This is a genomic window from Plantactinospora sp. ZYX-F-223, assembly GCF_039649625.1.
In the GTDB taxonomy this organism is placed as follows: Bacteria; Actinomycetota; Actinomycetes; order Mycobacteriales; family Micromonosporaceae; genus Plantactinospora.
This window is the reverse complement of the sequence record NZ_JBDJAV010000032.1, coordinates 1-22,076: the sequence shown is the minus strand read 5'-3', so window position 1 is coordinate 22,076 and position 22,076 is coordinate 1. Positions and strand designations below refer to the sequence as shown.

Annotated in this window: 19 protein-coding genes and 1 pseudogene; 4 read left to right on the top strand and 16 right to left on the bottom strand. The window is 71.5% G+C overall.

Annotated features, from left to right (window positions below):
- Position 1 precedes the first annotated feature (1 nt).
- From AAH979_RS28640 to AAH979_RS28630, 3 genes are read right to left on the bottom strand one after another with little or no spacing between them, the layout of a single operon-like run.
- Complete coding sequence (locus AAH979_RS28640) at positions 2 to 1,483, bottom strand: CoA-acylating methylmalonate-semialdehyde dehydrogenase (protein WP_346261234.1); 1,482 nt, start codon at positions 1,481 to 1,483, stop codon at positions 2 to 4.
- 9 nt (positions 1,484 to 1,492) lie between these two features.
- Positions 1,493 to 2,896, bottom strand: coding sequence for a dihydropyrimidinase (gene hydA / locus AAH979_RS28635; RefSeq protein ID WP_346261233.1), 1,404 nt, complete (start codon positions 2,894 to 2,896; stop codon positions 1,493 to 1,495).
- A 14-nt stretch (positions 2,897 to 2,910) separates the two neighbouring features.
- Positions 2,911 to 3,750: a nitrilase-related carbon-nitrogen hydrolase gene (locus AAH979_RS28630; RefSeq protein WP_346261232.1), complete on the bottom strand. Its 840-nt coding sequence runs from the start codon at positions 3,748 to 3,750 to the stop codon at positions 2,911 to 2,913.
- A gap of 174 nt (positions 3,751 to 3,924) precedes the next feature.
- Here AAH979_RS28630 and AAH979_RS28625 point away from each other — a divergent pair, with 174 nt between their 5' ends.
- On the top strand, positions 3,925 to 5,307 hold the full coding sequence (locus AAH979_RS28625) for an aminotransferase class I/II-fold pyridoxal phosphate-dependent enzyme (protein WP_346261231.1): 1,383 nt from the start codon (positions 3,925 to 3,927) through the stop codon (positions 5,305 to 5,307).
- A gap of 46 nt (positions 5,308 to 5,353) precedes the next feature.
- Here the strand turns inward: AAH979_RS28625 and AAH979_RS28620 are convergent, their stop codons facing one another.
- A complete protein-coding gene (locus tag AAH979_RS28620) occupies positions 5,354 to 6,532 on the bottom strand; it encodes a PQQ-binding-like beta-propeller repeat protein (RefSeq protein ID WP_346261230.1) in 1,179 nt (392 codons plus the stop codon).
- Between the two features lie 150 nt (positions 6,533 to 6,682).
- Entirely contained in the window at positions 6,683 to 7,885 is a 1,203-nt protein-coding gene (locus AAH979_RS28615; RefSeq protein WP_346261229.1) for a low temperature requirement protein A, read from the bottom strand.
- Positions 7,886 to 8,316: 431 nt separating this feature from the next.
- Between AAH979_RS28615 and AAH979_RS28610 the strand changes: the two genes are divergently transcribed.
- On the top strand, positions 8,317 to 8,649 hold the full coding sequence (locus AAH979_RS28610; RefSeq protein WP_346261228.1) for an MOSC domain-containing protein: 333 nt from the start codon (positions 8,317 to 8,319) through the stop codon (positions 8,647 to 8,649).
- 27 nt (positions 8,650 to 8,676) lie between these two features.
- On the opposite strand, the gene AAH979_RS28605 is transcribed toward AAH979_RS28610, so the two are convergent.
- From AAH979_RS28605 to AAH979_RS28575, 7 genes are all read right to left on the bottom strand, one after another.
- Complete coding sequence (locus AAH979_RS28605; protein ID WP_346261227.1) at positions 8,677 to 9,396, bottom strand: SDR family oxidoreductase; 720 nt, start codon at positions 9,394 to 9,396, stop codon at positions 8,677 to 8,679.
- An 11-nt stretch (positions 9,397 to 9,407) separates the two neighbouring features.
- A complete protein-coding gene (locus AAH979_RS28600; RefSeq protein WP_346261226.1) occupies positions 9,408 to 10,223 on the bottom strand; it encodes a helix-turn-helix domain-containing protein in 816 nt (271 codons plus the stop codon).
- A gap of 71 nt (positions 10,224 to 10,294) precedes the next feature.
- The gene (locus AAH979_RS28595; RefSeq protein WP_346261225.1) at positions 10,295 to 11,017 is read right to left on the bottom strand and encodes an ATP-binding cassette domain-containing protein; all 723 of its coding nucleotides are present in this window, start codon (positions 11,015 to 11,017) and stop codon (positions 10,295 to 10,297) included.
- On the bottom strand, positions 11,014 to 12,054 hold the full coding sequence (locus tag AAH979_RS28590) for an ABC transporter ATP-binding protein (RefSeq protein ID WP_346261224.1): 1,041 nt from the start codon (positions 12,052 to 12,054) through the stop codon (positions 11,014 to 11,016). The genes AAH979_RS28595 and AAH979_RS28590 overlap by 4 nt, the downstream gene beginning before the upstream one ends.
- Positions 12,051 to 12,935, bottom strand: coding sequence for an ABC transporter permease (locus AAH979_RS28585; RefSeq protein WP_346261223.1), 885 nt, complete (start codon positions 12,933 to 12,935; stop codon positions 12,051 to 12,053). Before AAH979_RS28585 ends, AAH979_RS28590 begins: the two co-directional genes overlap by 4 nt.
- Positions 12,928 to 13,956: an ABC transporter permease gene (locus AAH979_RS28580; RefSeq protein WP_346261222.1), complete on the bottom strand. Its 1,029-nt coding sequence runs from the start codon at positions 13,954 to 13,956 to the stop codon at positions 12,928 to 12,930. The genes AAH979_RS28585 and AAH979_RS28580 overlap by 8 nt, the downstream gene beginning before the upstream one ends.
- The gene (locus tag AAH979_RS28575) at positions 13,926 to 15,524 is read right to left on the bottom strand and encodes an ABC transporter substrate-binding protein (protein ID WP_346261221.1); all 1,599 of its coding nucleotides are present in this window, start codon (positions 15,522 to 15,524) and stop codon (positions 13,926 to 13,928) included. Before AAH979_RS28575 ends, AAH979_RS28580 begins: the two co-directional genes overlap by 31 nt.
- Before the next feature lie 609 nt (positions 15,525 to 16,133).
- Between AAH979_RS28575 and AAH979_RS28570 the strand changes: the two are divergent.
- A pseudogene (locus AAH979_RS28570) lies at positions 16,134 to 16,313 on the top strand (hypothetical protein); the annotation flags it as partial.
- Positions 16,314 to 16,634: 321 nt separating this feature from the next.
- Here AAH979_RS28570 and AAH979_RS28565 read toward each other — a convergent pair.
- A complete protein-coding gene (locus tag AAH979_RS28565) occupies positions 16,635 to 17,537 on the bottom strand; it encodes an NADP-dependent oxidoreductase (RefSeq protein WP_346261220.1) in 903 nt (300 codons plus the stop codon).
- A gap of 106 nt (positions 17,538 to 17,643) precedes the next feature.
- Between AAH979_RS28565 and AAH979_RS28560 the strand changes: the two genes are divergently transcribed.
- Positions 17,644 to 18,042, top strand: a complete 399-nt coding sequence (locus AAH979_RS28560; protein WP_346261219.1) for a helix-turn-helix domain-containing protein — start codon at positions 17,644 to 17,646, stop codon at positions 18,040 to 18,042.
- Positions 18,043 to 18,252: 210 nt separating this feature from the next.
- On the opposite strand, the gene AAH979_RS28555 is transcribed toward AAH979_RS28560, so the two are convergent.
- The 3 genes from AAH979_RS28555 to AAH979_RS28545 form a co-directional block, all read right to left on the bottom strand.
- Positions 18,253 to 18,660, bottom strand: coding sequence for a hypothetical protein (locus AAH979_RS28555; RefSeq protein WP_346261218.1), 408 nt, complete (start codon positions 18,658 to 18,660; stop codon positions 18,253 to 18,255).
- Positions 18,661 to 19,078: 418 nt separating this feature from the next.
- Positions 19,079 to 20,071, bottom strand: coding sequence for a MerR family transcriptional regulator (locus tag AAH979_RS28550; protein WP_346261217.1), 993 nt, complete (start codon positions 20,069 to 20,071; stop codon positions 19,079 to 19,081).
- Between the two features lie 204 nt (positions 20,072 to 20,275).
- On the bottom strand, positions 20,276 to 21,001 hold the full coding sequence (locus AAH979_RS28545) for a cutinase family protein (protein WP_346261216.1): 726 nt from the start codon (positions 20,999 to 21,001) through the stop codon (positions 20,276 to 20,278).
- Positions 21,002 to 22,076: the final 1,075 nt, after the last annotated feature.

Below are 22,076 nucleotides of genomic sequence, written 5' to 3'. Positions count from 1 at the left end.
CTCACCGCACCCTCGGGAAGCCGAGGTCGACTCCGCTTGAGGCCGGATCGGGCCAGCGCGAGGTGACCACCTTTGTCCTGGTGTAGAAGGCCAGCCCCTCGGGGCCGTACATGTGCAGGTCGCCGAAGAGCGACGACTTCCAGCCGCCGAAGCTGTAGTAGGCGACCGGCACCGGGATCGGCACGTTGATCCCGACCATCCCGCAGACCACGTCGTACTGGAACCGCCGGGCCGCGCCGCCGTCCCGGGTGAAGATCGCGGTGCCGTTGCCGTACTCGTTGGAATTCACCAGTGCAAGGGCCTCGGCGTAGCTGTCCACCCGGACCACCGACAGCACCGGCCCGAAGATCTCGTCGAGGTAGTAGCCGGAGTCGGTCGCGACGTGGTCCACCAGGGACGGGCCGAGGAAGAACCCGGGCCCGTCGGCGGCCGGCAACGCCCGGCCGTCCACCACCACCCGGCCGCCGGGCCGGTCCAGGTAGGCCCGCACCCGGTCCCGGTGCTCGCCGGTGATCAGCGGCCCCATCTCGGCGTCCGGGTCGCTGGCCGGGCCGACCCGGATCCGCGCCATCCGCTCCGAGATCGCCTCGACCAGCGGGTCGGCGACCGCGCCGACCGCGACCACCACCGAGACGGCCATGCAGCGCTCCCCGGCCGACCCGAACCCGGCCGAGACGGCGGCGTCGGCCGCGGCCCCGACGTCGGCGTCCGGCAGCACCACCATGTGGTTCTTGGCCCCGCCGAGCGCCTGCACCCGCTTGCCGGCGGCGGTGCCGGCGGTGTAGATCGACCTGGCGACCGGGGTGGAGCCGACGAAGGAGAGCGCGGCCACGTCCGGGTCGGCGATCAGCGCCTCGACCGCCGACCGGTCACCCTGGACGACGTTGAACGCCCCGTCCGGCAGCCCGGCCCGGCGCAGCAGGTCGGCCAGGAGCAGCGAGACGCTCGGGTCCTTCTCGCTCGGCTTGAGCACGAAGGTGTTGCCGGCGACCAGCGCGGTACAGAACATCCACATCGGCACCATGGCCGGGAAGTTGAACGGGGTGATCCCGGCGACCACCCCGAGCGGCTGCCGGATCGAATAGACGTCCACCCCGGTCGCGGCCTGCTCGCTGTAGCCGCCCTTGAGCAGGTGCGGGGCGCCGGCCGCGAACTCGACGTTCTCCAGACCCCGGGCCAGCTCGCCGGCCGCGTCGGCCACCGTCTTGCCGTGCTCGGCGGAGAGCAGGGTGGCGATCTCCTTCCGGTTGGCGTCCACCAGGTCGCGGAACCGGAACATCACCTCGGCGCGCCGGGACAGCGACGCCGCCCGCCAGGCCGGTTGCGCGGCGGCGGCGGAGCGGACCGCGGCGCGTACCTCGGCGTCGGTGGCGGCGACCACCACGGCCTGCCGTTCTCCGGTCGCCGGGTCGTAGACCGGCAGCCACCGGTCCCCGGTGCCGGCGACCTCGGCCCCGTCGATCCAGTGTGGGATCTCCCGCATCACGCCACCTCAGTTCAGGTAGGTCGACAGTCCGCGCCGCAGGTAGCGCCCGTGCCCGCGCCGCCCGTGGTACGCCCCGTCGGCGACCAGTACGCTGCCCCGGCTGATCACGGTGTCGACCCGGCCGGCGATCTCGTAGCCCTCGTACGCCGAGTGGTCCATGTTCATGTGGTGGGTACCGACGCCGATGCTGGTCCGGCCGGCCGGGTCGTAGACGACGATGTCGGCGTCGGAGCCGGGGGCGAGCACCCCCTTGCGGGGATAGAGCCCGAACATCCGGGCCGGGGTGGTGGCGATCGTCTCCACCCAGCGCGCCAGGGTCAGCTTGCCGTCCACCACGCCCTGGTAGAGCAGATCGACCCGGTGTTCCACCCCGCCGATCCCGTTCGGGATCTTGGAGAAGTCGCCGAGCCCCAGCTCCTTCTGGTCCTTGAAGCAGAACGGGCAGTGGTCGGTGGAGACCACCGCCAGGTCGTTGCTGCGCAGCCCCTGCCAGAGGTCGCGGTGGTGCGACTCGTGCTTGCTGCGCAGCGGCGTCGAGCAGACCCACTTGGCGCCCTCGAAGCCCGGTGCGCCGAGCTGGTCCTCCAGGGTCAGGTAGAGGTACTGCGGGCAGGTCTCGGCGAAGACGTTCCGGCCGGCGTGCCGGGCCGCCGCGACCTGGGCCAGGGCCTGGCTGGCGCTCAGGTGCACGATGTAGAGCGGGCAGTCCCGGGCCACCTCGGCGAGCCGGATCGCCCGGTGCGTCGCCTCCGCCTCCAGGGCCTCCGGCCGGGTCAGGCCGTGGTGGATCGGGTCGGTCTCGCCCCGGGCGAGGGCCTGCTGCACGAGTACGTCGATCGCGATGCCGTTCTCGGCGTGCATCATGATCATGGCGCCGCTCTCCCGGGCCCGCTGCATCGCCCGGAGGATCTGTCCGTCGTCCGAGTAGAACACCCCCGGGTACGCCATGAAGAGCTTGAAGCTGCTGATCCCCTCGTCGGCGACGAGCATGTCCATCGCCTTGAGCGCGTCGTCGTCGACCCCGCCGAGGATCATGTGGAACGCGTAGTCGACGTGGCAGTTGCCGTCGGCCTTGGCGTGCCAGGCGGCCAGCCCGTCCTGCACCACCTCGCCGGTGCGCTGCACCGCGAAGTCGACGATGGTGGTGGTGCCGCCGTACGCGGCCGCCCGGGTGCCGGTGTCGAAGGTGTCGGAGGCGTTGGTGCCGCCGAACGGCAGTTCCATGTGGGTGTGCGCGTCGATCCCGCCGGGGATGACGTACTTCCCGGTGGCGTCGACGACCTGGTGGTCGCCGTCCGGCGCCCGCCCGGGTGCGAAGAGCGCGACGATGGTCTCGCCGTCGACCAGGATGTCGGCGGCATGCGTGCCGGTCGCCCCGACGACGGTGCCCCCACTGACCAGCAGTGCCATGGCGTGCCTCCTGTTCAGGGCTGGACGAGGCCGCCGTACGCGTCCGGGCGGCGGTCCCGGTAGAAGGCCCACCGGTCGCGTACCTCGGCGAGCAGGCCCAGGTCGAGGTCCCGGACGATCAGTTCCGGGGCGTGGTCGTCGCCGACCTCCCCGACGAACTGCCCCTCCGGGTCCACGAAGTACGACGTGCCGTAGAAGTCGTTGTCGCCGAGGTCCTCCACCCCGACCCGGTTGATCGCGCCGACGAAATACTCGTTCGCCACCGCCGAGGCCGGCTGCTCCAGCTTCCACAGGTACGCCGACAGGCCCCGGCTGGTCGCCGACGGGTTGAACACCACGGTGGCGCCGGCCAGGCCGAGCGCCCGCCACCCCTCCGGGAAGTGCCGGTCGTAGCAGATGTAGACGCCGATCCGGCCCACGGCGGTGTCGAAGATCGGATATCCGAGATTTCCGGGGCGGAAGTAGAACTTCTCCCAGAACCCCTTCACCTGCGGGATGTGCGTCTTCCGGTATTTGCCGAGATATCTGCCGTCGGCGTCGACCACCGCGGCGGTGTTGTAGAGCACGCCGGGCTGCTCCTGCTCGTACATCGGCAGCACCATCACCATGCCGAGTTCGGCGGCGAGCGCGGCGAACCGCTCCGTGGTCGGCCCGGGGATCGACTCGGCGTACGCGTAGTAGCCCTGGTCCTGCACCTGGCAGAAGTACGGGCCGTAGAACAGCTCCTGGAAACAGATGACCTTGGCGCCCTGTGCGGCGGCCTGCCGGGCGTACTCCTCGTGCGCCTTGATCATCGATTCCTTGTCGCCGGTCCAGTTCGTCTGCACCAGGGCCGCGCGAATGATCTCTGCCATGGTCGAACCTCCTCGGCACCGTGCCCGCTGGTGGTGCTCGTCGGTGGAGAGCCTGCTGACCTTGCGATGACCTTGTGTGACCTTTGATTTTCCGACCGGATGGCGTAGGACTTTAGTGACACAAGTCGGGGCGGACAATGGCCAATTTGTTACTGATTTTTTCGGAGAAGTAACATGCTGCAGCTCATCGCCGGTGCGATCGACGACCGTACGGCCCGGGGCGTCGCCGCGGCGGTGAGCCGGCTGGTCCGTACCGGCGAGCTGCCGGCCGGCACCCGGTTGCCGACGGTCCGCTCCGTCGCCCGGGAACTGGGGATCAGCCCGACCACGGTCAGCGAGGCGTGGCGCTCGCTGGCCAGCGCCGGCGCGATCCAGACCCGGGGTCGCTCCGGCACCTTCGTGCTGCCACCCAACCGGCTCCGGCAGAGCCTCCGGTACGCCCGGCTCACCGCCAGGCCGGCGACGCTGCCGCACGACTTCTCCACCGGCGTACCCGATCACGACCTGCTGCCGGACCTGGCGCCCGCGCTGCGCCGGATCGGCGACACCCGGCTCACCACCTCGTACCTGGAAGAGCCGGTGCTGCCCCGTCTGGAGGTAGTACTCCGGGACCGCTGGCCCTTTCCACCGCAGCAGCTCACCGTGGTCGACGGCGCACTGGACGCGCTGGACCGGCTGATCGCAGTGGCCGTCCGGCTCGGCGACCGGGTACTCGTGGAGAACCCGGCCTTTCCACCCCTGCTCGACCTGCTCGACACCGTCGGTGCGGTACCGGTGCCGGTCTCGCTGGACGGGTCCGGCATCGCGCCGGCCTCGCTCGCCGCCGGGCTCGACCGGGCCCCGGTGGCGCTGCTGCTCCAGCCCCGGGCGCACAACCCGACCGGCATCTCGATGACGCCGGAGCGCGCCGCCGAGCTGGCCAGCGTGCTCGCCGGGCACCCGCTGGGCGGCACGGTCGTGGTGGTCGAGGACGACCACGCGGGCGACATCGCCTCCGCCCCGCCGGTCTCGCTCGGCGAGTGGCTGCCCGAGCAGGTGGTGCACATCCGTAGCTTCTCCAAGAGCCACGGCCCCGACCTGCGGCTCGCCGCCGTCGGCGGGCCGGCCGCGCTGGTCGCCTCGGTCGCCGACCGGCGCCTGCTCGGCCCCGGCTGGTCCAGCCGGGTGCTCCAGGCCGTGCTGCTCGACCTGCTCACCGATCCGGCGACGGTCCGGGTGCTGGCCGGCGCCCGCCGCGAGTACGCCCGCCGCCGCGACCTGCTCACCGCCGCGCTGGCCGACCGGGGTGTCGACGCTCCGGCCCCGGACGGGATCAACATGTGGATTCCGGTACGCGACCAGCAGCAGGCGATGCTCTCGCTCGCCGCGCACGGGATCGCGGTCGCCCCCGGCACCCCGTTCGAGATCGATCCGCTCGGCACCGACCACGTCCGGCTCACTGTCGGGTTGGTCCGGGACGGCTTCGACGACCTGGCCGACCTGCTCGCCGACGCGGCCGGCGGACCGAACCGGGCCAGCGGCCGGCGCCTGCGTACGCTGCGCCGCAGCATCCGCTGAACCGTACCCGGGCGCGGCGGTACGGCGGTGCTGCGAGCGGTGGCTCTCACTGCCATGGTGGCGGCGGTGGGGCCCGGACCGCGAAGAGGGTCTGCTCGCCGTCGGCCACGTAGACCGTGTCGCCGGTCGCGGCGGGCGCTCCCGAGTTCCGGTCCCCGGCCGCGAAGCGCCAGCCCACCTGGCCGGTCGCCGGATCGAACGCGTACACCGTGCCGTCGCCGGCCGCGCTGGAGTAGAGGATCGCACCGGCGCTGACCAGCTCGGACGCGTGGAACGCCGTCGACCAGAGCAACTCGCCGGTCGACGCCCGATAGGCGTTGGTACGCCAGCGATCGAAACAGCAGCCGGTGCCGAACGGCACGTAGACGGTGTCGTCCCGGACGACCGGGGTGGACACGAGATCGGACTCGTGGCTCCACAGTTTCCGGCCGTCCGACAGGTCGAAGGCCCCCAGGTAGCTGGCGGCGGCCGTGATGTGCACGGCCCGCTCCGAGACCACCGGGGCGGCACCCACCGGGCCCGGCAGCCCGGGATAGCTCCACCGGACGGCACCGGTACCCGCGTCGAGCGCGTACAGCGTACGGTCGCCGCCGACGTAGACGACGCCGTGCACCACCGTCGGACCGGTACCGTCCGAGCGGCCCAGGTTGCGGCTCCAGCGGAGCTGGCCGGTGGCCTGGTCCAGCGCGTAGAGGCTCGGGCCGAGGCTGCCGTGCTGGTCGGCGACGTAGACGAGCCCGTCGGCCGCGCTCAGTGTCGAGCGGAGACTGCCGCCGACCCGGTAGCTCCAGCGGATCCGGTGGGTGTCGAGGTCGAGCGCGTACAGCAGCTCGGAACCGGCGAGGTAGAGGACGCCGTCCGCGATCGTCAGGGTGGTGTCCGGTTCGGGGACCGGATGCGTCCAGCGGACGGTGCCGGTCGCGGCGTCGAGCGCGTAGAGGGTGCCGTCGGCGCTGCCGAGATAGACCGTGCCGGCCGCGACGACCGGCCCAGCGTAGGTCTCGTCGGCGGCGGTGAAGGTCCACCGGAGCTGCGGTCCGGTGGGGCCGGTCGGCCGGCCCGGCAGTCCCAGCCGGACCCCGGGAAGGTAACCGAGCAGCAGCGCGAGGACGGCTCCCGCCATGGCTCCGGCGAGGGTGCCGCAGCGGCGGTGACGGGTCGACCCGGGCAGGACCGGCGGGCCGTTCGGGCGATGGTCGATCCCGGTGAGGTTCACGTTTCCCACCCATTCCCAGCACACGTCGGCTACGACGAAGCGGAGTCCGGGTAAGCCACCACTTACCCGGTCATGGTAACCCGCGAAATGACGTACTTCAATCAAACGGGCGAACGGCAGCAAAGCACCGCCAGCAGCGTGTCGGGCTGGGGATCCACGTCACGACTCCGGTGCCGGCCGCCAGAACGCGCGTTCGTAACCGGTCACCACGACCAGCAACGCCACGATCAGGCCGAACGCGGCCAGCGCGGGCAGGTGCCTTCCCGCCGGCAACAGCAGCAGCGCCACGCCGACCGCGCCGAGTTGCGCCCGGGGCGCCGACCGGACGGCGACCCAGAGGAACGGAGGCCGGCCCGCGAGGTAGATGGCCGCACCACCGTAGAGGGCGATGACCGACGGCCAGTCCAGGGGTTCACCGGCGAACCCGCCGGAGCGGTCCTCCGCCAGCGTCGCGACGACCTGTTCGATCCCGAGCGCCGAGTAGATGATTCCGGTGATCATCAGCAGGTAGGCCAGACCGTACCCATCGGCGGCGATCCGGTCGCGCTCGGGCGGCGGGGCCCCGGCCAGGGCACGGGCCGCAGCCGGCCCGACGTTCTCGAAGTACAACCGCCACAGGCAGACCGTCGCGAGCAGAGCCAGCAGGGCGGCCGCCAGCACCGGCGGGTGCGTGACCGCCGTCCCGGCCCCGGTGCCGACGGAGATCAGCGACTCGCCGAGCGCGATGATCAACGCCAGGTTGTGCCGCTCGCTGAAGTGAACGGGATTGCGTAGCTGCCAGCCCCCGAAGGCGGCGAGCGAGAGCCGTTGGCCACCGATGTCGACCAGCAACGACACCGCCCAGAGCAGGGTCTGGGCGGTCCCGCCGTACAGCGCGCCGAGGACGAGCGGGATCCAGGCGAGGACGATCGGGATCGCGAGCACCCGCAGTCCGGTACGTACCGCCGGGTCGTGTGCGGCGACCCGGTAGTAGAGGCCGAGGTGCACCGCCCGGAGCGTCACGTAGGCCATCACCAGGATCAGCGGTGCCCGCATCGACCCGGCCTCGGTGCGCCACGCGTCCGGGATCACCAGCGCGGCCACGAACAGGGCGGCCATTGCCAGCAGCGTGCCGGCCCGGATCAGCCCGACGTCGGCTCGGGCCTGGTTGCTCAGCCAGATGTACGCCCCCCACGAAAACCACAGCAACAGCAGGAGCACCGCTCCCCGCGCCATGCTGGTGAAGCTGGGCGGATGTCCCATGAAGGCGATGATCTGGGTGAGCGCGAAGACGAAGACGAGGTCGAAGAAGAGTTCGAACGGGCTCGCGCGATCGGTTCCGGCGCTGGTCGGCGCCGTTCGGAATCGGAAGAGGCGCCGCATGGGGATCCGTCCTGATGACGACAACCTCGGATCCCGCCATGGCTCGGGCGAGGGGTGCCGGAGGCCGGCATCAGGGAGTCCGCCAGTACGCGGTCATCCTAACCCCGATGTTCACGTACCTTGTCCAAACGGGTGAAAGGCGCAAAGCACTGCGCCCCGTCGAATGCTCGCGACGCGGTGCGTCGTGTCCGGCGGCGGACCGGCCGGCAACGGCCGGCACCAGAGTTTTGCGGGTGATACCACGGAGTCATCGTGATGACATGGTGGTATCACGCTCAGCCGGCATATACGCCGCCGCCCGGATGGCGGTGTCCGGGGACGAGGGACACCCACCTCGGCGTCGCCGTCAAGCACCGCTCCCGGGTGGCGCAGGATCCGACCCAGCCGAACCTCGGCAGGTACACCTGATCCACTCCGAGCTGCACGACGAGTTGCGCGAAGCGGGCCACGAGGTGGCGGCCGGCGAGATGGGCGAGAACGTCACCACCCGGGGCGTGGACCTACTCGGGTTGCCGGTCGGCACGCTGCTCCGGCTCGGTGACGCGGCCGTGGTCGAGGTGACCGGGCTGCGCAACCCGTGCGCGCAGATCGACAACTTCCAGCCCGGGCTGCTCAAGCGGGTCGTCCACCGTGACGAGGCCGGCAACCTGGTCCGGCTCGCCGGCATCATGGGCGTGGTACGCGAGGGCGGCGAGATCCGCCCCGGCGACGAGATCAGCGTCGAGCTGCCGCCCGAGCCGCACCGCCCCCTCGACCGGGTCTGAGCTGGCGCGGCCACGCCAGAGCCGGTCTCAGACCAGCAGGCCGCCGGTCGCGCGGATGTTCTGCCCGGTGATCCACTGCGCGTCCGGTCCGGCGAGGTACGCGACGACGGCGGCGATGTCCTCCGGTTGCCCGAGCCGGCCCAGCGCGGTGAGGGTCGCGGTCCGGGTCAGCGCCTCGGCCGGGTTCGACGCCCGGAGCATGTCGGTGTCGGTGGCGCCGGGCGAGACGGTGTTGACGGTGATGCCCCGGGGGCCGAGTTCCCGGGCGGCCACCGCCGTGAACTGTTCGAGCGCCGCCTTGCTGGCGCAGTAGAGGGCGAGCCCCGGTGCCGGCAGCACGGTGTTCAGGGTGGAGATGTTGACGATCCGGCCGCCGTCCCGCAGCACCGTGGCCGCCTCGCGCATCGCCAGCAGCGGAAACTTCGCGTTGACCGCCATCACCCGGTCGAACTCCTCGGCCGTGATCCCGGCGATCGGCGTCGAAGCGACGATCGCAGCGTTGTTGACCAGGATGTCCAGGCCATCGCGGACCGGAACGAACATCGACCCGAGGCTGGCCGGGTCCGCCTGGTCCGCGCGGACGGCAACCACGTCGCCGTACCGGGAGACGAGGTCGTCGGCCGCCGCCTGGTCGCTCCGGTAGGTGAAGACCACCCGGGCACCGGCCTCGGCGAGCCGTTGCACGATCGCCCGGCCGATGCCCCGGGAACCGCCGGTGACCAGTGCCGTCCTGCCGTCCAGTCTCATGGGTCGGGACGCTATCCGGATCCAGGTGCGTGGTCTTGAAGAAATGCGCACAGCGCGGTCGGGGTGAGGCCGGAGAGCGCGCGTACCTCGCGGGTGAAGTGCGGCTGGTCGGCGTACCCGGTGATGGCCGCCGTTCCCGCCAGGTCCGCACCCTCGACGAGGAGCCCGATCGCGTGTTGGAACCGAGCGGTCCGGGCCACGGCAGCCGGTGACAGGCCGATCTGGCGGCGGAAGCCGAGTTCGAGATAACGGCGGCTGACTCCGAGCCGGTCGGCCAGCGCGCCGATCCGGAGCCGCTCGGGGCTGTGCGAGAGCCGCCACCAGGCTGCGGTGACCAACCCGCCCGCCGGCCCGGGCGGTGCACCGGCCAGCCAGCCGGTGAGCACCTGGTCGAGGAGTGCGAACCGGCTCGGCCAGTCCGGTGCCGCGCCCAGCCGCTCGGCCAACCCGGCGGCGCGCCGGCCGACCAGCTCCGACAGCGGTACCGTGGCCTCGGCCAGCTCCGGCATCGGTACGCCGAGCAGCGCCGACACCCCGGCCGGCGTCATCCCGACGCTCACCCCGTACGCCCAGTCGGTCCGCCCGGCCACCGTCGCCGTGCGGCGCGCCCCGGTGACCAGGGCGTACGGCTCCGCGAAGTCGACCAACAGGATGGCGTAGCTCAACGGCAGCAGCCGGTGCGGAATCCGGACCCGCGCTCCGGCCCGGAATCCCGCATAGCCGAGCACATGGTGCCGCAGCCGTGGGTGCGGGAGCCGGACGATCGTCTCGCACGCCACGGACTGTGGTTCCGCCGGTATCGAATGGATCTGCGTCAGCCGGGCCATCAGCCACCATCATGGCCGACCGGGCACACCACCTGCTGCGGGCCGGTCGATGCTGCCCGCTGCCGCCCCAGCTAGCCGGCGGACCTCCCCGCCCCGCCGGCTCCGGCCGCCGCCGTCGGAAGCTCGACGACCCGATCCGCCCAGCGGCTCATCAGCGCCGGGTCGTGTGTGACGAGCAGGACCCCGGCCCGGTGGGTCCGCTGGTAGTCGGTGATCACGGCGGCGACGTGTGCCTGGGTGGAGGCGTCCAGCATGGCGGTGGCCTCGTCGCAGAGCAGATAGTCGGGGCGGTGGGTGAGGGCGCGGGCGAGGCAGGCGCGCTGGAGCTGCCCGTCGCTGACCGCGTGCGGGCGCCGGCCGAGCAGGTCGGGGGTGAGTCCGACGAGGTCGGCGAGTTCGGCGACCCGCCGGCGGATCTCGTCGTCGGGATGCCGGGTGGCCCGGAGCGGTTCGGCGATCAGGTCGGTCAGGCTCAGCCGTGGGTCGGCGGCGGCGCGCGGGCTCTGGAAGAGCACGGCGATCCGGGTACGCACGGCGACCGGCACGGCGTACCGGGTGCCGGTGACCGGCGTGCCGTCGACCGTCACCCGTCCACGATCCGGCCGGTGCAGCAGGGCGAGTACCCGGACCAGGGTGGATTTGCCACCGCCGGACGGCCCGCGCAGCCCGACCGTCTCAGCTCGGTCGATCCACAGGCTGACCCGGTCGAGCACCACCTGCCGCCGGTAGCTCGCGGTGACCTCGTGCGCGGCGAGTTGCGCGGGTACGGGTACGGGTGCGGGTGCGGTGGTCACGACGGAGCTCCGGCGGAGAGCGGGTGGTGGCAGGCGACCGCCCCGGCGTCGTACGCCGTCAACCCGGGTTGCCGCTGGCAGGCGTCGGTGGCGTACGGGCAGCGAGCGGCGAAGGCGCAGCCGTCCGGCAGGGCGGTGAGCATCGGCGGATGTCCGGGTACGGCCCGGAAGGCGCGATCCGGCAGCGCGTCGAGCAGGGCGACACCGTACGGGTGGGCGGGTGCCGCGAAGAACCGCCCGGCCGGCAGGTGTTCGACGATCCGGCTGGCGTACATCACCGCGACGGTGTCGGCGACCCGCTCGGCGGCGGCCAGGTCGTGGGTGATCAGCACGACGGATTGTCCGCTGTCGCACCTGCGGCGCAGCAGGTCGAGGGTGTGGTCAACCAGGGGCCGGTCCAGCCCGCTGGTGGGTTCGTCGGCGATCAGCAGGGTCGGGTCCGGGACGAGGGCGAGCGCGGTGACCAGGCGTTGCGCCATGCCGCCGGAGAGTTCGTGCGGGTAGCGGTCCAGGTCGGCGATGTCGAGGCCGACCTCGGCGGCGACACGTTCGGCCGCTCCGGCGGCTTCGGCCCGACTGTGCCGGTGGGCCCGGAGCGTCTCCTCGATCAGCCGCCGGCCGGTACGCACCGGGTTGAGGGCGGTGGCCGGGCTCTGCGGCACCAGACCGGCCAGCCGGCCCCGGACCCGTCCGGCGAGTACCCGTTCGCCGCAGCCGACCAGGTCGATCGGGCCGCTCGGGTCGCCGCCGGGCTGGCGCAGCCGGGCCTGGCCGGTGACGGTGGCGTTCCGGGGCAGCAGCCCGAGCAGGGCGTGGGCGAGCACGGACTTGCCGCAGCCGGACTCGCCGACGACGGCCAGCAGCTCGCCGGGGTGGACCCGGAGGGTGAGGTCGGTGACGGCGTGCACGGTCGCGTCCCGGAGCCGGAACCGGACGGTGAGCCCCTCGACATCGAGCACCGGCCCGGTACCGGCGAAGCGTGTGGCGTCGGCGGGCGGCTTGGTCTGCGTGGCGGTGATGCTCTGATCGATCTTCACAGCTGCAACTCCGCTCGGACGCGGGGATCGAGCCGGTCCCGCCAACGAGCGGCGAGTACGGCGATGGCCAGGGTGACCACGACGATGACCGCTCCGGGGGCGAGGCTGGCCCACCAGGCGCCGGCCAGCAGCGATCCCTGGCCGTCGTTGATCATGTTGCCGAGCGAGGCGAGGTGCGGTGGCAGGCCGAGCCCGAGAAAGGAGAGCGCGGTCTCGTGCCAGACGGCGTGCGGGATCATCAGCGTGATTGCCAGGGCCAGCCGGGGCAGCACGTGCGGCAGCAGGTGTCGGGTCAGCACCCGGCCCCGGCTCGCACCCCCGGTGATCGCCGCGTCCACGAACGGCCGGGTACGGAGGCTCAGCAGTTCGGACCGGACGATCCGGGCGGTGGAGAGCCAGTGGGTGAGCCCGATCGAGGCGATCACCGCGCCCAGGCTGGGGCGGAGCATCGCGACGATGAAGATGCCCAGCAGCAGGTGTGGCAGGGCCGCGACGGTGTCCACGATCCGCATCAGTACCCGGTCGACGCGGCCGCCGACGGTGCCGGCGATCCCACCGACGATCCCGCCGATCACGGTGGCGACCAGCGCGGCGACCGCGCCGACCAGCAGCGAGACCCGCAGCCCGTAGAGAGCGCGGTGCGCGACGTCGCGGCCGAGGTCGTCGGTGCCGGCCGGATGGGTCCAGGACGGGGCCAGCCGGGTACGGTCCAGGGCGACGGCGCTCTGGTCGAGCGGCCAGAGCAGGGGTGCGAGCAGGCAGGCGGCGATCGCCAGCACGAGCACCGTGCCGGCCACGGCCGCACCGGTCTGGCCGGGACGCAGCCGTAGCCGGGACCGCCGGCCGGCGAGCCCGAAACGGGCACGGGTCAGCTCAGCCATCGAGGCGCACCCGGGGATCGGCGGCGGCGTAGCCGAGGTCGGCGGCGAGGTTCGCGGCCAGCACCACGGCGGTGGTCAGCAGGGTGATCGCGGCCAGCAGCGGGAAGTCGCTGCCCAGCGCGGCCTGCACGGTGACCGCGCCGAGTCCGGGCAGCGAGAAGACAGTCTCGACCAGTACCGCACCGCCGACGAGTTCCGGCAGGTGCGTGCCGACCAGGGTGAGGAACGGCAGCAACGCGGTCCGTAGCGCGTGCCCGAACAGCACCGTCCGGCCGGGCAGTCCCCGGGCCCGGGCGGCGAGCACATGGTCGTCGCGGAGGCTCTCGGCGACCGCGTCCCGGACGAAGAGCACGAACCACGGGAGCTGGGAGACCGCGAGGGCGCCGATCGGCAGCACGAGGTGGTGGGCGACGTCGGTCCACGAGGTGCCGGTCGCGGTCACGTCGGTCAGGCCGCCGGCCGGCAACCAGCCCAGGGCGAGGGCGAAGAGGGCGATCGCGGCCAGGCCGAGCCAGAACACCGGCATCGACCCGACGGCGTACGCGGCCGCCCGCAGGCCGCGGTCGAAGAGCCCACCGCGCCGGTACGCGGCCAGCGATCCGAGCAGCAGGCTCGCCACGAGTACGACGCCGAGCGCCGCACCGACCAGCAGCAGCGTCCAGCCGGCCCGGGCCGCGATGACCGAGCCGACCGCCTCGTGCCGGCTCGTCGACCAGCCCAGGTCGCCCCGGAGCAGGTTGCCGACCCAGCGCAGGTACTGCACCGGCAGCGGGGCGTCGACGCCCCAGTTGGCCCGGAGCTGCGCCAGGTTCTCCTCGGTGGTGGTGAACGCCGCTGACCCGGCGTACTGCTTGGCGGGGTCGACCGGGGAGGCCGCGCCGAGCGCGAACATGCCGATGCTGGTGGCGACGAGCACCGGTACCGCGACCAGCAACCGGCGCCGGACCACGGCACCCGCCCCGGCAAGCCGGCACCGGGTCGGTTGCCGGGTCACCGCCGGGTCCAGGTGTTGATGTTCCACCAGAGGCTGTTCGCCACGTCGTGCTCGTGCGGCTCCACCCGGGGCACCACGCCGTCGATCGAGTCCCGCAGCACGTAGGTGTGCTGGAGATAGCTGAGGTACACCCACGGGACGTCCGCGGCGAGCTGCTTCTGGAACGTCGAGTACGCCGCCTTGCGCTGGGCCGGGTCGGACTGGTCCCGGCCCTGCTGCAACGCCTGGTCCACCACGGTGGACTTGTAGTGTCCCGGGTTGAAGTAGCCCTGCCCGGCGAACCGGGACCCGAACAGTTTGTAGGAGACGAAGTCCGGGTCGTACGGGGTGCCGTAGCCCATGATCAGGGCGTCCGAGTTGAGCCGCGGGTCGATCGCGTCCCAGGTCAGCCCCTCGGGGGTGATCTCGATGCCGACCTTCTTGGCGTCGGCGGTCACCGCCAGCGCCAGTTCCTTGCGCAGGCTGTCGCTGGCCGGGTACATCAGGGTGAACCGGGCCGGGCGGCCGTCCCTGGCCCGGATGCCGCCCGCACCGGCCCTCCAGCCGGCCGCGTCGAGCAGCGCGGTGGCGGCAACCGGATCAGCGGTCGGCTTGCCGGTGACGGCCGGTTCGGCATATTCCGACGTGGGTGGGACGGGGCCGTAGGCCGGTTCACCGGCGCCGCCGAGTACCCCGGCGACCATCGCGGCCCGGTCGACGGCGAGGTTGAGCGCCCGGCGGATCGCCGGGTCGGCGGTGACCGGGTTGCCCATCGGCAGCATCACGCCCCGGTAGTCGGCCGTCGGCACCCGCTCGACCCGGTAGCCGGCGCGGCCGTCGAACCCGGCGGCGAGCTTCGGGGCCAGCTCGGCGACGTCGAACTCGCCGGCCCGCATCCGCTGGGCCCGGATGTTGTCGTCGGCGACGAACGCCACCACCAGCCGCCGGTTCGTCGGCCGGCCGTCGAAGTACCGGTCGTTGGCGGTGAGCACCAGCCGGTCACCGGGGGTCCAGGACTCCATCTGGTACGGGCCGGTGCCGACCGGCCTGCGGTTGAACTCGGCCCTGTCGACGTCCTGCCCGCTCAGTGCCCTGGCCGGTACGATGCCGAGGGCGAGTCGTTGCAGGAACGGCGCGTACGCGTACCGGAGCCGGAACACCACCGTGTCCGGGTCCGGTGCCTCGACCGACTCCAGCATCTCCAGGTCGGAACGGAGCGTCGAGTCGACCTTCGGGTCCAGCACGGTCCGGTAGGTGAAGACCACGTCGGCGGCGGTGAGCGCCGTACCGTCGTGGAACACCACCCCGTCACGCAGCTTGGCCGTCACCGTCCGGCCGTCCGCCGAGACCGTCGGCAGTTCCGCCGCGAGGCCCGGCACCAGCCGGTTCTGCGCGTCCCGGGCGACCAGCCCGTCGAAGATCAGCGACGCCCCGTCGACACCGTAGTTGAGCACCGGGTTCAACGTGTCCGGTTCACCGGCGGTGGCGACCACGAAGGTGTCACCGGCCGCGAGCGCGCCGGGCGTCGTCGATGACGAGCAGGACGCGAGGGCGAGCAGGCCACCGGCGGCGGCCACCGCCGCCAGTCGTCGGACGGTCGGACGGATCCGGATCACGGAGGTCTCCCACGGAGGTCGGACGTGGACGCACCGGCCGACCGGCCACGGTGGTCGACACCGGCGCCGGACAGCCTGGGACCGGGCGCCGACGACCTGACAGAGCCGGCTGGCTCGGGCAGTGCCAGGTCAGCAACACCCTTGGCTGATCACGGTGGCAGAGTTGCAAAGCTTTGGCAACAACCTAGGACTGGCTTTAAGCCTGTGATCTTGTCCGCGTAACCGGCTGGCCGACTGCCGGCCCGGTTAGCCCGGCACCGGCGGGTGACCCGGACGCCTCCGGCACTATCGCCACAACGCGGCAGCAGCAAGACATCCGATGGTCCGTAGTTGTCAGGTGCGGTGATCGCATCTTGGTCTGCGGTGGGCATCTTGCGGGCTGGTGGTAACGGTCCGGGGCGTGTGTCCCGTCCGCGTGAGAGTGACGTGTGGCGAGGCGCTGGCCTGGCGTCCGGCACGTTGAAGTAGACGAGCCGATTGGTCAGGACTCCACGTCCAGGAAGCACGAGTGCTCACCGGCTGGCGGCTACCTACCCACCAGGAGTTTGCCGGATGGCTCACTCCCAGAACTCATTAGATCCGGATGGCGGATCATGAGGGTCCCGGTGCATGATCACCGCGGCCGCCTTCGAGAAGCGCCCCTTCGACATCGACGTCATCAATGTCCACTCCGCGAACCCAGGCGGCGCCGCGAAGATTGCCCAGGTCTTACGGCGGTGGGGCTACCGCGTCCACGTCGCGCCGGGCTCCACGGAGGTCGGCGATCTCGACGGGCCTGCGGTGAGCTGATCGAATCGAACGCGCCGCCGGAGTGGCCATAACGCTCGGACAGCGGCAGATCCGGACGGGCTCCCCTGAGTTCGACAGCGGCCTGATCGTCGATGCCGGTCAGGGTTCGGACGCGCGGGCCGCGCAAAGGCTGCTGGCAAACGTCCACCCCGGCGACGGCTTTCATGTGCTCAGTAGAGGTGTTTCACGGTCGATCAGGTGAAGGTGCTCGCACCACACCACGCCATACCACGCCACGCCGTGCAGCAGGCGTGGCGGGAGCGGCGTACTCACCGTGGGGCTCGTCGGTTGATCGTGACGGCACAGAGGTTTGGCTGGGGGTCATGGGACGATCACCACGCCGCCGCGGACGCCGCCTTGGGCCAGCCGGTCGTGGGCGGCTGCGGCGTCGGCGAAGGGGTACACGTCAGCGACCCGGAGCGGGATGTCGCCGCTGGTGACGAGTTTGACCAGTTCGCCCAGCCGGGATCCGTCCGGTAGCACCTCCAGCGCGAAGGTCCGGATTCCCCGCACCGGCTCCGGGCGAAGCGGGGGTGACGCGGCCACGTAGCCGCCGCTGTCCCGGATGAGGTCCAGCAGCGAGGGGCCGATCACCGCCAGGTCGATGACCGCGTCGAACGTCCCCGTCGGATCGTCGGCGCGTGACAGGAACGCCGCGCCTAGCGACTCGACGAACTCGCGGTCGTCGGCCCCGGCGAGTCCCGTGGCGTGCAGACCGGTCGCCCGGGCCAGCGCCAGAACGAACCCGCCGACCTGCCCGGCGGCGCCGGTGACGAGCAGGGTCGAACCCGCCGGGAGCGCTAGCAGGTCGAGGGCCTGGGCGGCGGCGAGGCCGTTGGTCGGCAGGGTCGCCGCCTCGGTGGCGGGGACGCCGGCAGGCGCGGAGGTCAGCCAGGCGGCGTCGAGGACTACGTACTCCGCGTGGGCACCGACCGTGGTTTGTAGCCACGGCGAGAAGCCGATGACCTCGTCGCCGATCGTGAGCTCCTCGACCGATGGGCCGACCGCGTCGACGCTGCCGGCAACGTCCCAGCCAGGCGTGTACGGCAGACCGGTCGGTAACGGGGCCGGGAATCGGCCGGAGCGGACCATCAGATCGACCGGATGTACAACTGACGCCGCGACCCGCACCCGCACCTGCCCTTGCCCCGGCTCGGGCACCGGCACGTCGGCCACGTGCAGGACCTCCGGCCCTCCGAACTGTGCATAGCTGACTGCTCGCATCGCCGTCTCCTTCGTGAGACCTCGTGATCACCATGACCGTACGAATCACCGGCACTGTGAGAAAGTAGGTACCGTGAAGTGCCTAGGGCACCGGGCGGAGGGCAGGATGGCGACGACGACCGCGGCACAGCGCCGCGAACAGGCCAAACGGGACTACGACGCGTTCCTGGAAGGTTGCCCGACCCGTGAGCTGCTGAGCAGGCTCACCGACAAATGGGTCGCCCTGGTGATCCCAGCGCTCGCCGGCGGCCCGCAGCGGCACGGCGAGCTCGCCAACCGCATCGCCGGCGTCAGCCAGAAGATGCTCACCCAGACCCTGCGGACGCTGGAACGCGACGGCCTGGTCACCCGCACAGTCACTGCCTCGGTGCCGGTCCGTGTCGACTACGCGCTCACCCCGCTCGGCCATGAACTGTTCCCGGTCATGATCGCGATCAAGAACTGGGCGGAGACGCACATGGACCGCGTCTTCGAAGCCCGGATCCAATTCGACGCACGCCCCTAAACCTCCTCAGAGACGGCGCAGCATGTCCGCCCGTCGGCATGATCGGACGCCGCGCGCCAGCCCTACGCCGCCACGCTCTGTGACCCGTGCACAGCCGGCCGCCGCGCGTGCTCCGCGGCCGATCCGCGCACGTGATCATGCGCCGAGCCGTGCTGACCGGCGTGAGAAGAGGGAACGAGTGGCGCCGGCTTTGCAGAAGACCTGCGCTGGTCAGGGCTCGCGGACGAACGTGGCGCATTCCGGGCAGTCGTCGAGGTAGCGATGCCGGCACTCGACAGTGTGCTGGAGAAACACGATGGCCTGCTGTGTACGGCCGACCTCGCTCTCGAGCGCGGCGATCTTCGCCCGGACGACCGCCTGTGCCGCCGTCTTCGTTGGCGCCATGGCCGCTGCGACTTCCGGTAGGGAAAGCCCCACAACGCCCGGGGCTGGGCCGCGCAGCTGCGGGCAGGCGACGTTGTCGCAGGCCCCGACTTTCCGCGCACAGCTGTCGTCGACGAGCGGGACGTCGCGGCCGCGGCCGCCGCCGTCCTTCTCGCGCCCCAGACGCAACTGGATCACGGCCCGCACCTGCTGACCGGACCAGAACTCCTCAACCGCGCCGACCAGGTCGCTCAACTCGGGTCCGCGCTCGGACGCCGCCTATGCTTCGACGCGGTTCCCACCGAGCTCGCGCAAGCACACATGCTCGCGGACGGCCGTCCCACGGCACTCGTGGAAGCGTTGATCTCCGCTTCGCTGCACCGACCCGAGTCGAACCTCATCACCGATCACGTCGAACGCCTCACCGGGCGACCAGCCGGTACCTTCGCACGATGGGCCGCCGATCACGCAGCCGAGTTCCACTGACCGACACCCTGTCTCGCATTCACAATCGCCGCCCTGCCTGTCGTTCAAGTCAAGCCCTGTATCGGATTCAGCAGGGATGGATCCGAAGCGCCCTCATGCTCGCCGGTCACTTCTGCGATGCGCAGAAAGTCCGCCCGATGCGCCACGTTGACTAGGTAGGCCAACCGGCCGAGCCGCGTATCGCTAATCAGGGAGCCGGTACGGCGGACGCGCGCAGTGCCGCGGCCAGCCACTCGAACGGGAACCGCTCCGGCGGCAGGTTGCTCACGGCGGTGACCAGCGCCATGTACCGGTCGAACGGTCCCTCCGGCTCCGGCGGCGTGCGATCCCACTCCGCGCCCGCCAGCATGTGGTCGGCCGCCTGGATCCGGAACTCGGGTGTGTCCGGAATCCCGGGGCTGTCCGGTGTCGCGAAGATGCCGGTCAGCCACCCGATCCACCGGTCGGCGATCTCCCGCCCCCGCAGCGAGTCCGGCGGCACCCGCTCCCGCGCCGCGTCCATCACCGCCTGGCCGATCGGCGTGGCCGCCTCCAGGGCGTCCAGCATCGGCGACGAGGTCATCAGCGGCCCGGCCCCGGTGGTGCACACCTCGTACAGCTCACGGCGCAGGGCCTGCCGGACCTCGGTGTCCCGGACCAGCTCGGCCAGCTCGATCCACGCCTCCAGCTGCGCCGCGGTGGGATGCTCGGGCAGCTCAGGCCGGGCCGCCCGCCACCACTCGACCATCCGCTCCGGCGGCTCCCAGCCGGTGGAGACCTCGGTCCAGAACTCGTCGATCAGCCGGTCGCGCTCCTCGTCCGGCATGCCGGCCAGCTTGTGCATCAGCGTGACCTGCTCGGCCGTGGAGTCCTGCCGCAGGATGGCCGACAGCACCGCGCGACGGCTGCGCAGCCGTGCCTCCTGCCGGTCCAGCAGGGCCAGGTGGGTGGTGGCCAACTCGCGCAGCGTCGCCTCGCCGGCCAGCATCCGCCTGATCTCGTCCAGGCTGGCGTCGAGTTCCCGTAGCGTCCTGACCAGTTCCAGCCGGGCGATGGCCGACACGTCGTACCGGCGGTGGCCGGCCGGGGTGCTGGCGGCCGGCGTGACGACACCGGCGTCCGCGTAGTACCGGACGGCGCTGACGCTCAGGCCGGTCCGCCGGGCGACATCCCCGATGGCGTACAGCTCGTTCATGTCCACGACGCCCACTATGCGATCTCAAGCGGCTTGAGATACAAGCCCCTAATCAGGTCGCCTGGCAATCTCGGGTCACGGCCCAGGCTAGGTCGCCCGGCCATTCCAAGATCACGTACCCGCTCTTCGGCGCGTGACGAGGGGTTCACCGTGGTGGGGCCACCTCGACGTACCGCCGGTGGATCATCCGGGCCGCGACCACCAGCAGGGTCAACCGCCGAAGTCGGCGCCCGCCTGGTCTGCGACGAACTCGGTGGCCTGGCCCAGGAAGCTCCGATAGTCCAGGTGCGCGGCGAGGCTGGTCCCGTTCTGGCAGAACCGGTCGTTGGCGTTGCAGTAGGACTGGATCCGGTCGGCGAACGCGTTCAGCTGGCCTGCTCTGCGGGGGAAGATGCCGGAGGCCTGGCCATCGGTGACGTTGAACGACTCGCCAGCGGTGAACGTCGGGTCGCCGAAGAGCAGCACGGAGGAGATCCGGGAGGCGAGGTCGGCGGTGAGTGCCGAGCTGCCACCGAAACCGCCGCCGACCAGCGCATCGCCCATCACGTTGGCGCCCTGCGAGTAGCCCATCAGGACGAAGCGGGTGTCGGCGCACTGCGCGGCGGTGGCCGCCATGACCCGCTGGATCTCGGCGACGCCCTGCCGGACGCTGGCGGCGTAGTTGAACAATGTTGCCGGGTAGTTCAGTGCGGTGGCACGGACGGTTTGCGGCAACTGCTGCGTGATCTGCTGGGCCAGCGGCGTGAGGATGATGCCGAGGCCGGGAGGTTGGAGGCTGCCCCGGGCGCCGATGATCTCCACTTGCGGGCAGGTGTTGTCGGGCGCCTCGGCGGCGTAGGTCGGCGACGCGACCGCCAGCCCGGCTACCGTGGCCGCGCCGGCGACCACGAACGCCAGCAGCCGCCGCCGGCGTGTTCGGGTTCTGCTTCCGTTCATGCTCTCTCAGCTCCTTCTCCCAGGTCAATGAGGGTAAGGGCCCGGGAGCAGGAAGGATAGAGGCCCGGGTAGAGGGTGGACGCTTTCGATGGTCCTTTTCACAATCCGCGCTGGTCGTGTGCCATCCGGCGGGCGTTTTGTGTGCCTTGCGGCTGGCCGGAGTCGCACCGGACGGTCGGCCTCGACCACCGGCAACTCCCGGATCGGGGGTCACCGCAACTCCGCCCTGGTCGGATCGCGCGACCGTGGTCGCCAGTCGCCGTCCCAGCAGGATCGTCGCGGCGGCAACACGCTCTGTCACCGACATCGGGCTGATCGGCGGGACAACCAGGAGTGCGGTCGTCCACCGCCTGGACCAGCCCGCCTCCAACAGCAGTTGGCTCTGCACATCGTCGAGATTCGGACCATTCATACACAAACGAGAGACGCCGCACGACGACGACACCACCCTCGCTGCCGGCATAGCCGCACCGGAGATCCGTGCCGGTCTATCAGACATGGCAGGCCCACCGCGGGATCGTGAGCGTCACACATCCAGGCCACCCGCCCAGACGCGTACGGCCAACAACCCTCGCGCCGATGGCCAACGAACCTTCGCAGATCAGGACGCTGCTGTCGCTCAAGAGCGCGGGGCCGGCCAATCAACGATCGCTGTCACAACCAGCGTTGCGGGAGGCGCCGTACCTCGCTGGCCTCAGCGTTCGAACGTGAGTGAGAATCGATTTCCCCTGTTCGCTCACGACGCGGAGTGGGCCGTGGAGGAGGTCGTGGGGGAGGCGGCGCGAACAGGACGATGGCTCAGCGGGTCACCGGACCGGGATGAGGTCGCGCGGGTACTCGCGGAGGTGTCGGCCGGCCGAGGGCGACGTGCCGCAGCCGCCGCGCCGGTACGGCGCGCGGGGGACGCGGACGTGGGAGATCGGTCCGCGGCTGGTGCGTTGGCGGTGCCGGAGAAACCGGCCAACCTGCTGCCGTCAGGGCTGCGCCGGGGCCCACGGTGCAACCTCGCTGTTGCTGCTGTTGCTGGCGGGTGCCATGGCGGATACGGACCTGTGGAGCGCGGTGGTGGGCGCAC

Coding starts and splice junctions, on each gene's coding strand:
- AAH979_RS28585 (WP_346261223.1), bottom strand. CDS start 12,935: ATGGCTGAGCTGACCCGTGCCCGTTTCGGGCTCGCCGGCCGGCGGTCC.
- AAH979_RS28615 (WP_346261229.1), bottom strand. CDS start 7,885: ATGCGGCGCCTCTTCCGATTCCGAACGGCGCCGACCAGCGCCGGAACC.
- AAH979_RS28565 (WP_346261220.1), bottom strand. CDS start 17,537: ATGCGAGCAGTCAGCTATGCACAGTTCGGAGGGCCGGAGGTCCTGCAC.
- AAH979_RS28625 (WP_346261231.1), top strand. CDS start 3,925: ATGCTGCAGCTCATCGCCGGTGCGATCGACGACCGTACGGCCCGGGGC.
- AAH979_RS28640 (WP_346261234.1), bottom strand. CDS start 1,483: ATGCGGGAGATCCCACACTGGATCGACGGGGCCGAGGTCGCCGGCACC.
- AAH979_RS28560 (WP_346261219.1), top strand. CDS start 17,644: ATGGCGACGACGACCGCGGCACAGCGCCGCGAACAGGCCAAACGGGAC.
- AAH979_RS28545 (WP_346261216.1), bottom strand. CDS start 21,001: ATGAACGGAAGCAGAACCCGAACACGCCGGCGGCGGCTGCTGGCGTTC.
- AAH979_RS28605 (WP_346261227.1), bottom strand. CDS start 9,396: ATGAGACTGGACGGCAGGACGGCACTGGTCACCGGCGGTTCCCGGGGC.
- AAH979_RS28630 (WP_346261232.1), bottom strand. CDS start 3,750: ATGGCAGAGATCATTCGCGCGGCCCTGGTGCAGACGAACTGGACCGGC.
- hydA (WP_346261233.1), bottom strand. CDS start 2,896: ATGGCACTGCTGGTCAGTGGGGGCACCGTCGTCGGGGCGACCGGCACG.
- AAH979_RS28600 (WP_346261226.1), bottom strand. CDS start 10,223: ATGGCCCGGCTGACGCAGATCCATTCGATACCGGCGGAACCACAGTCC.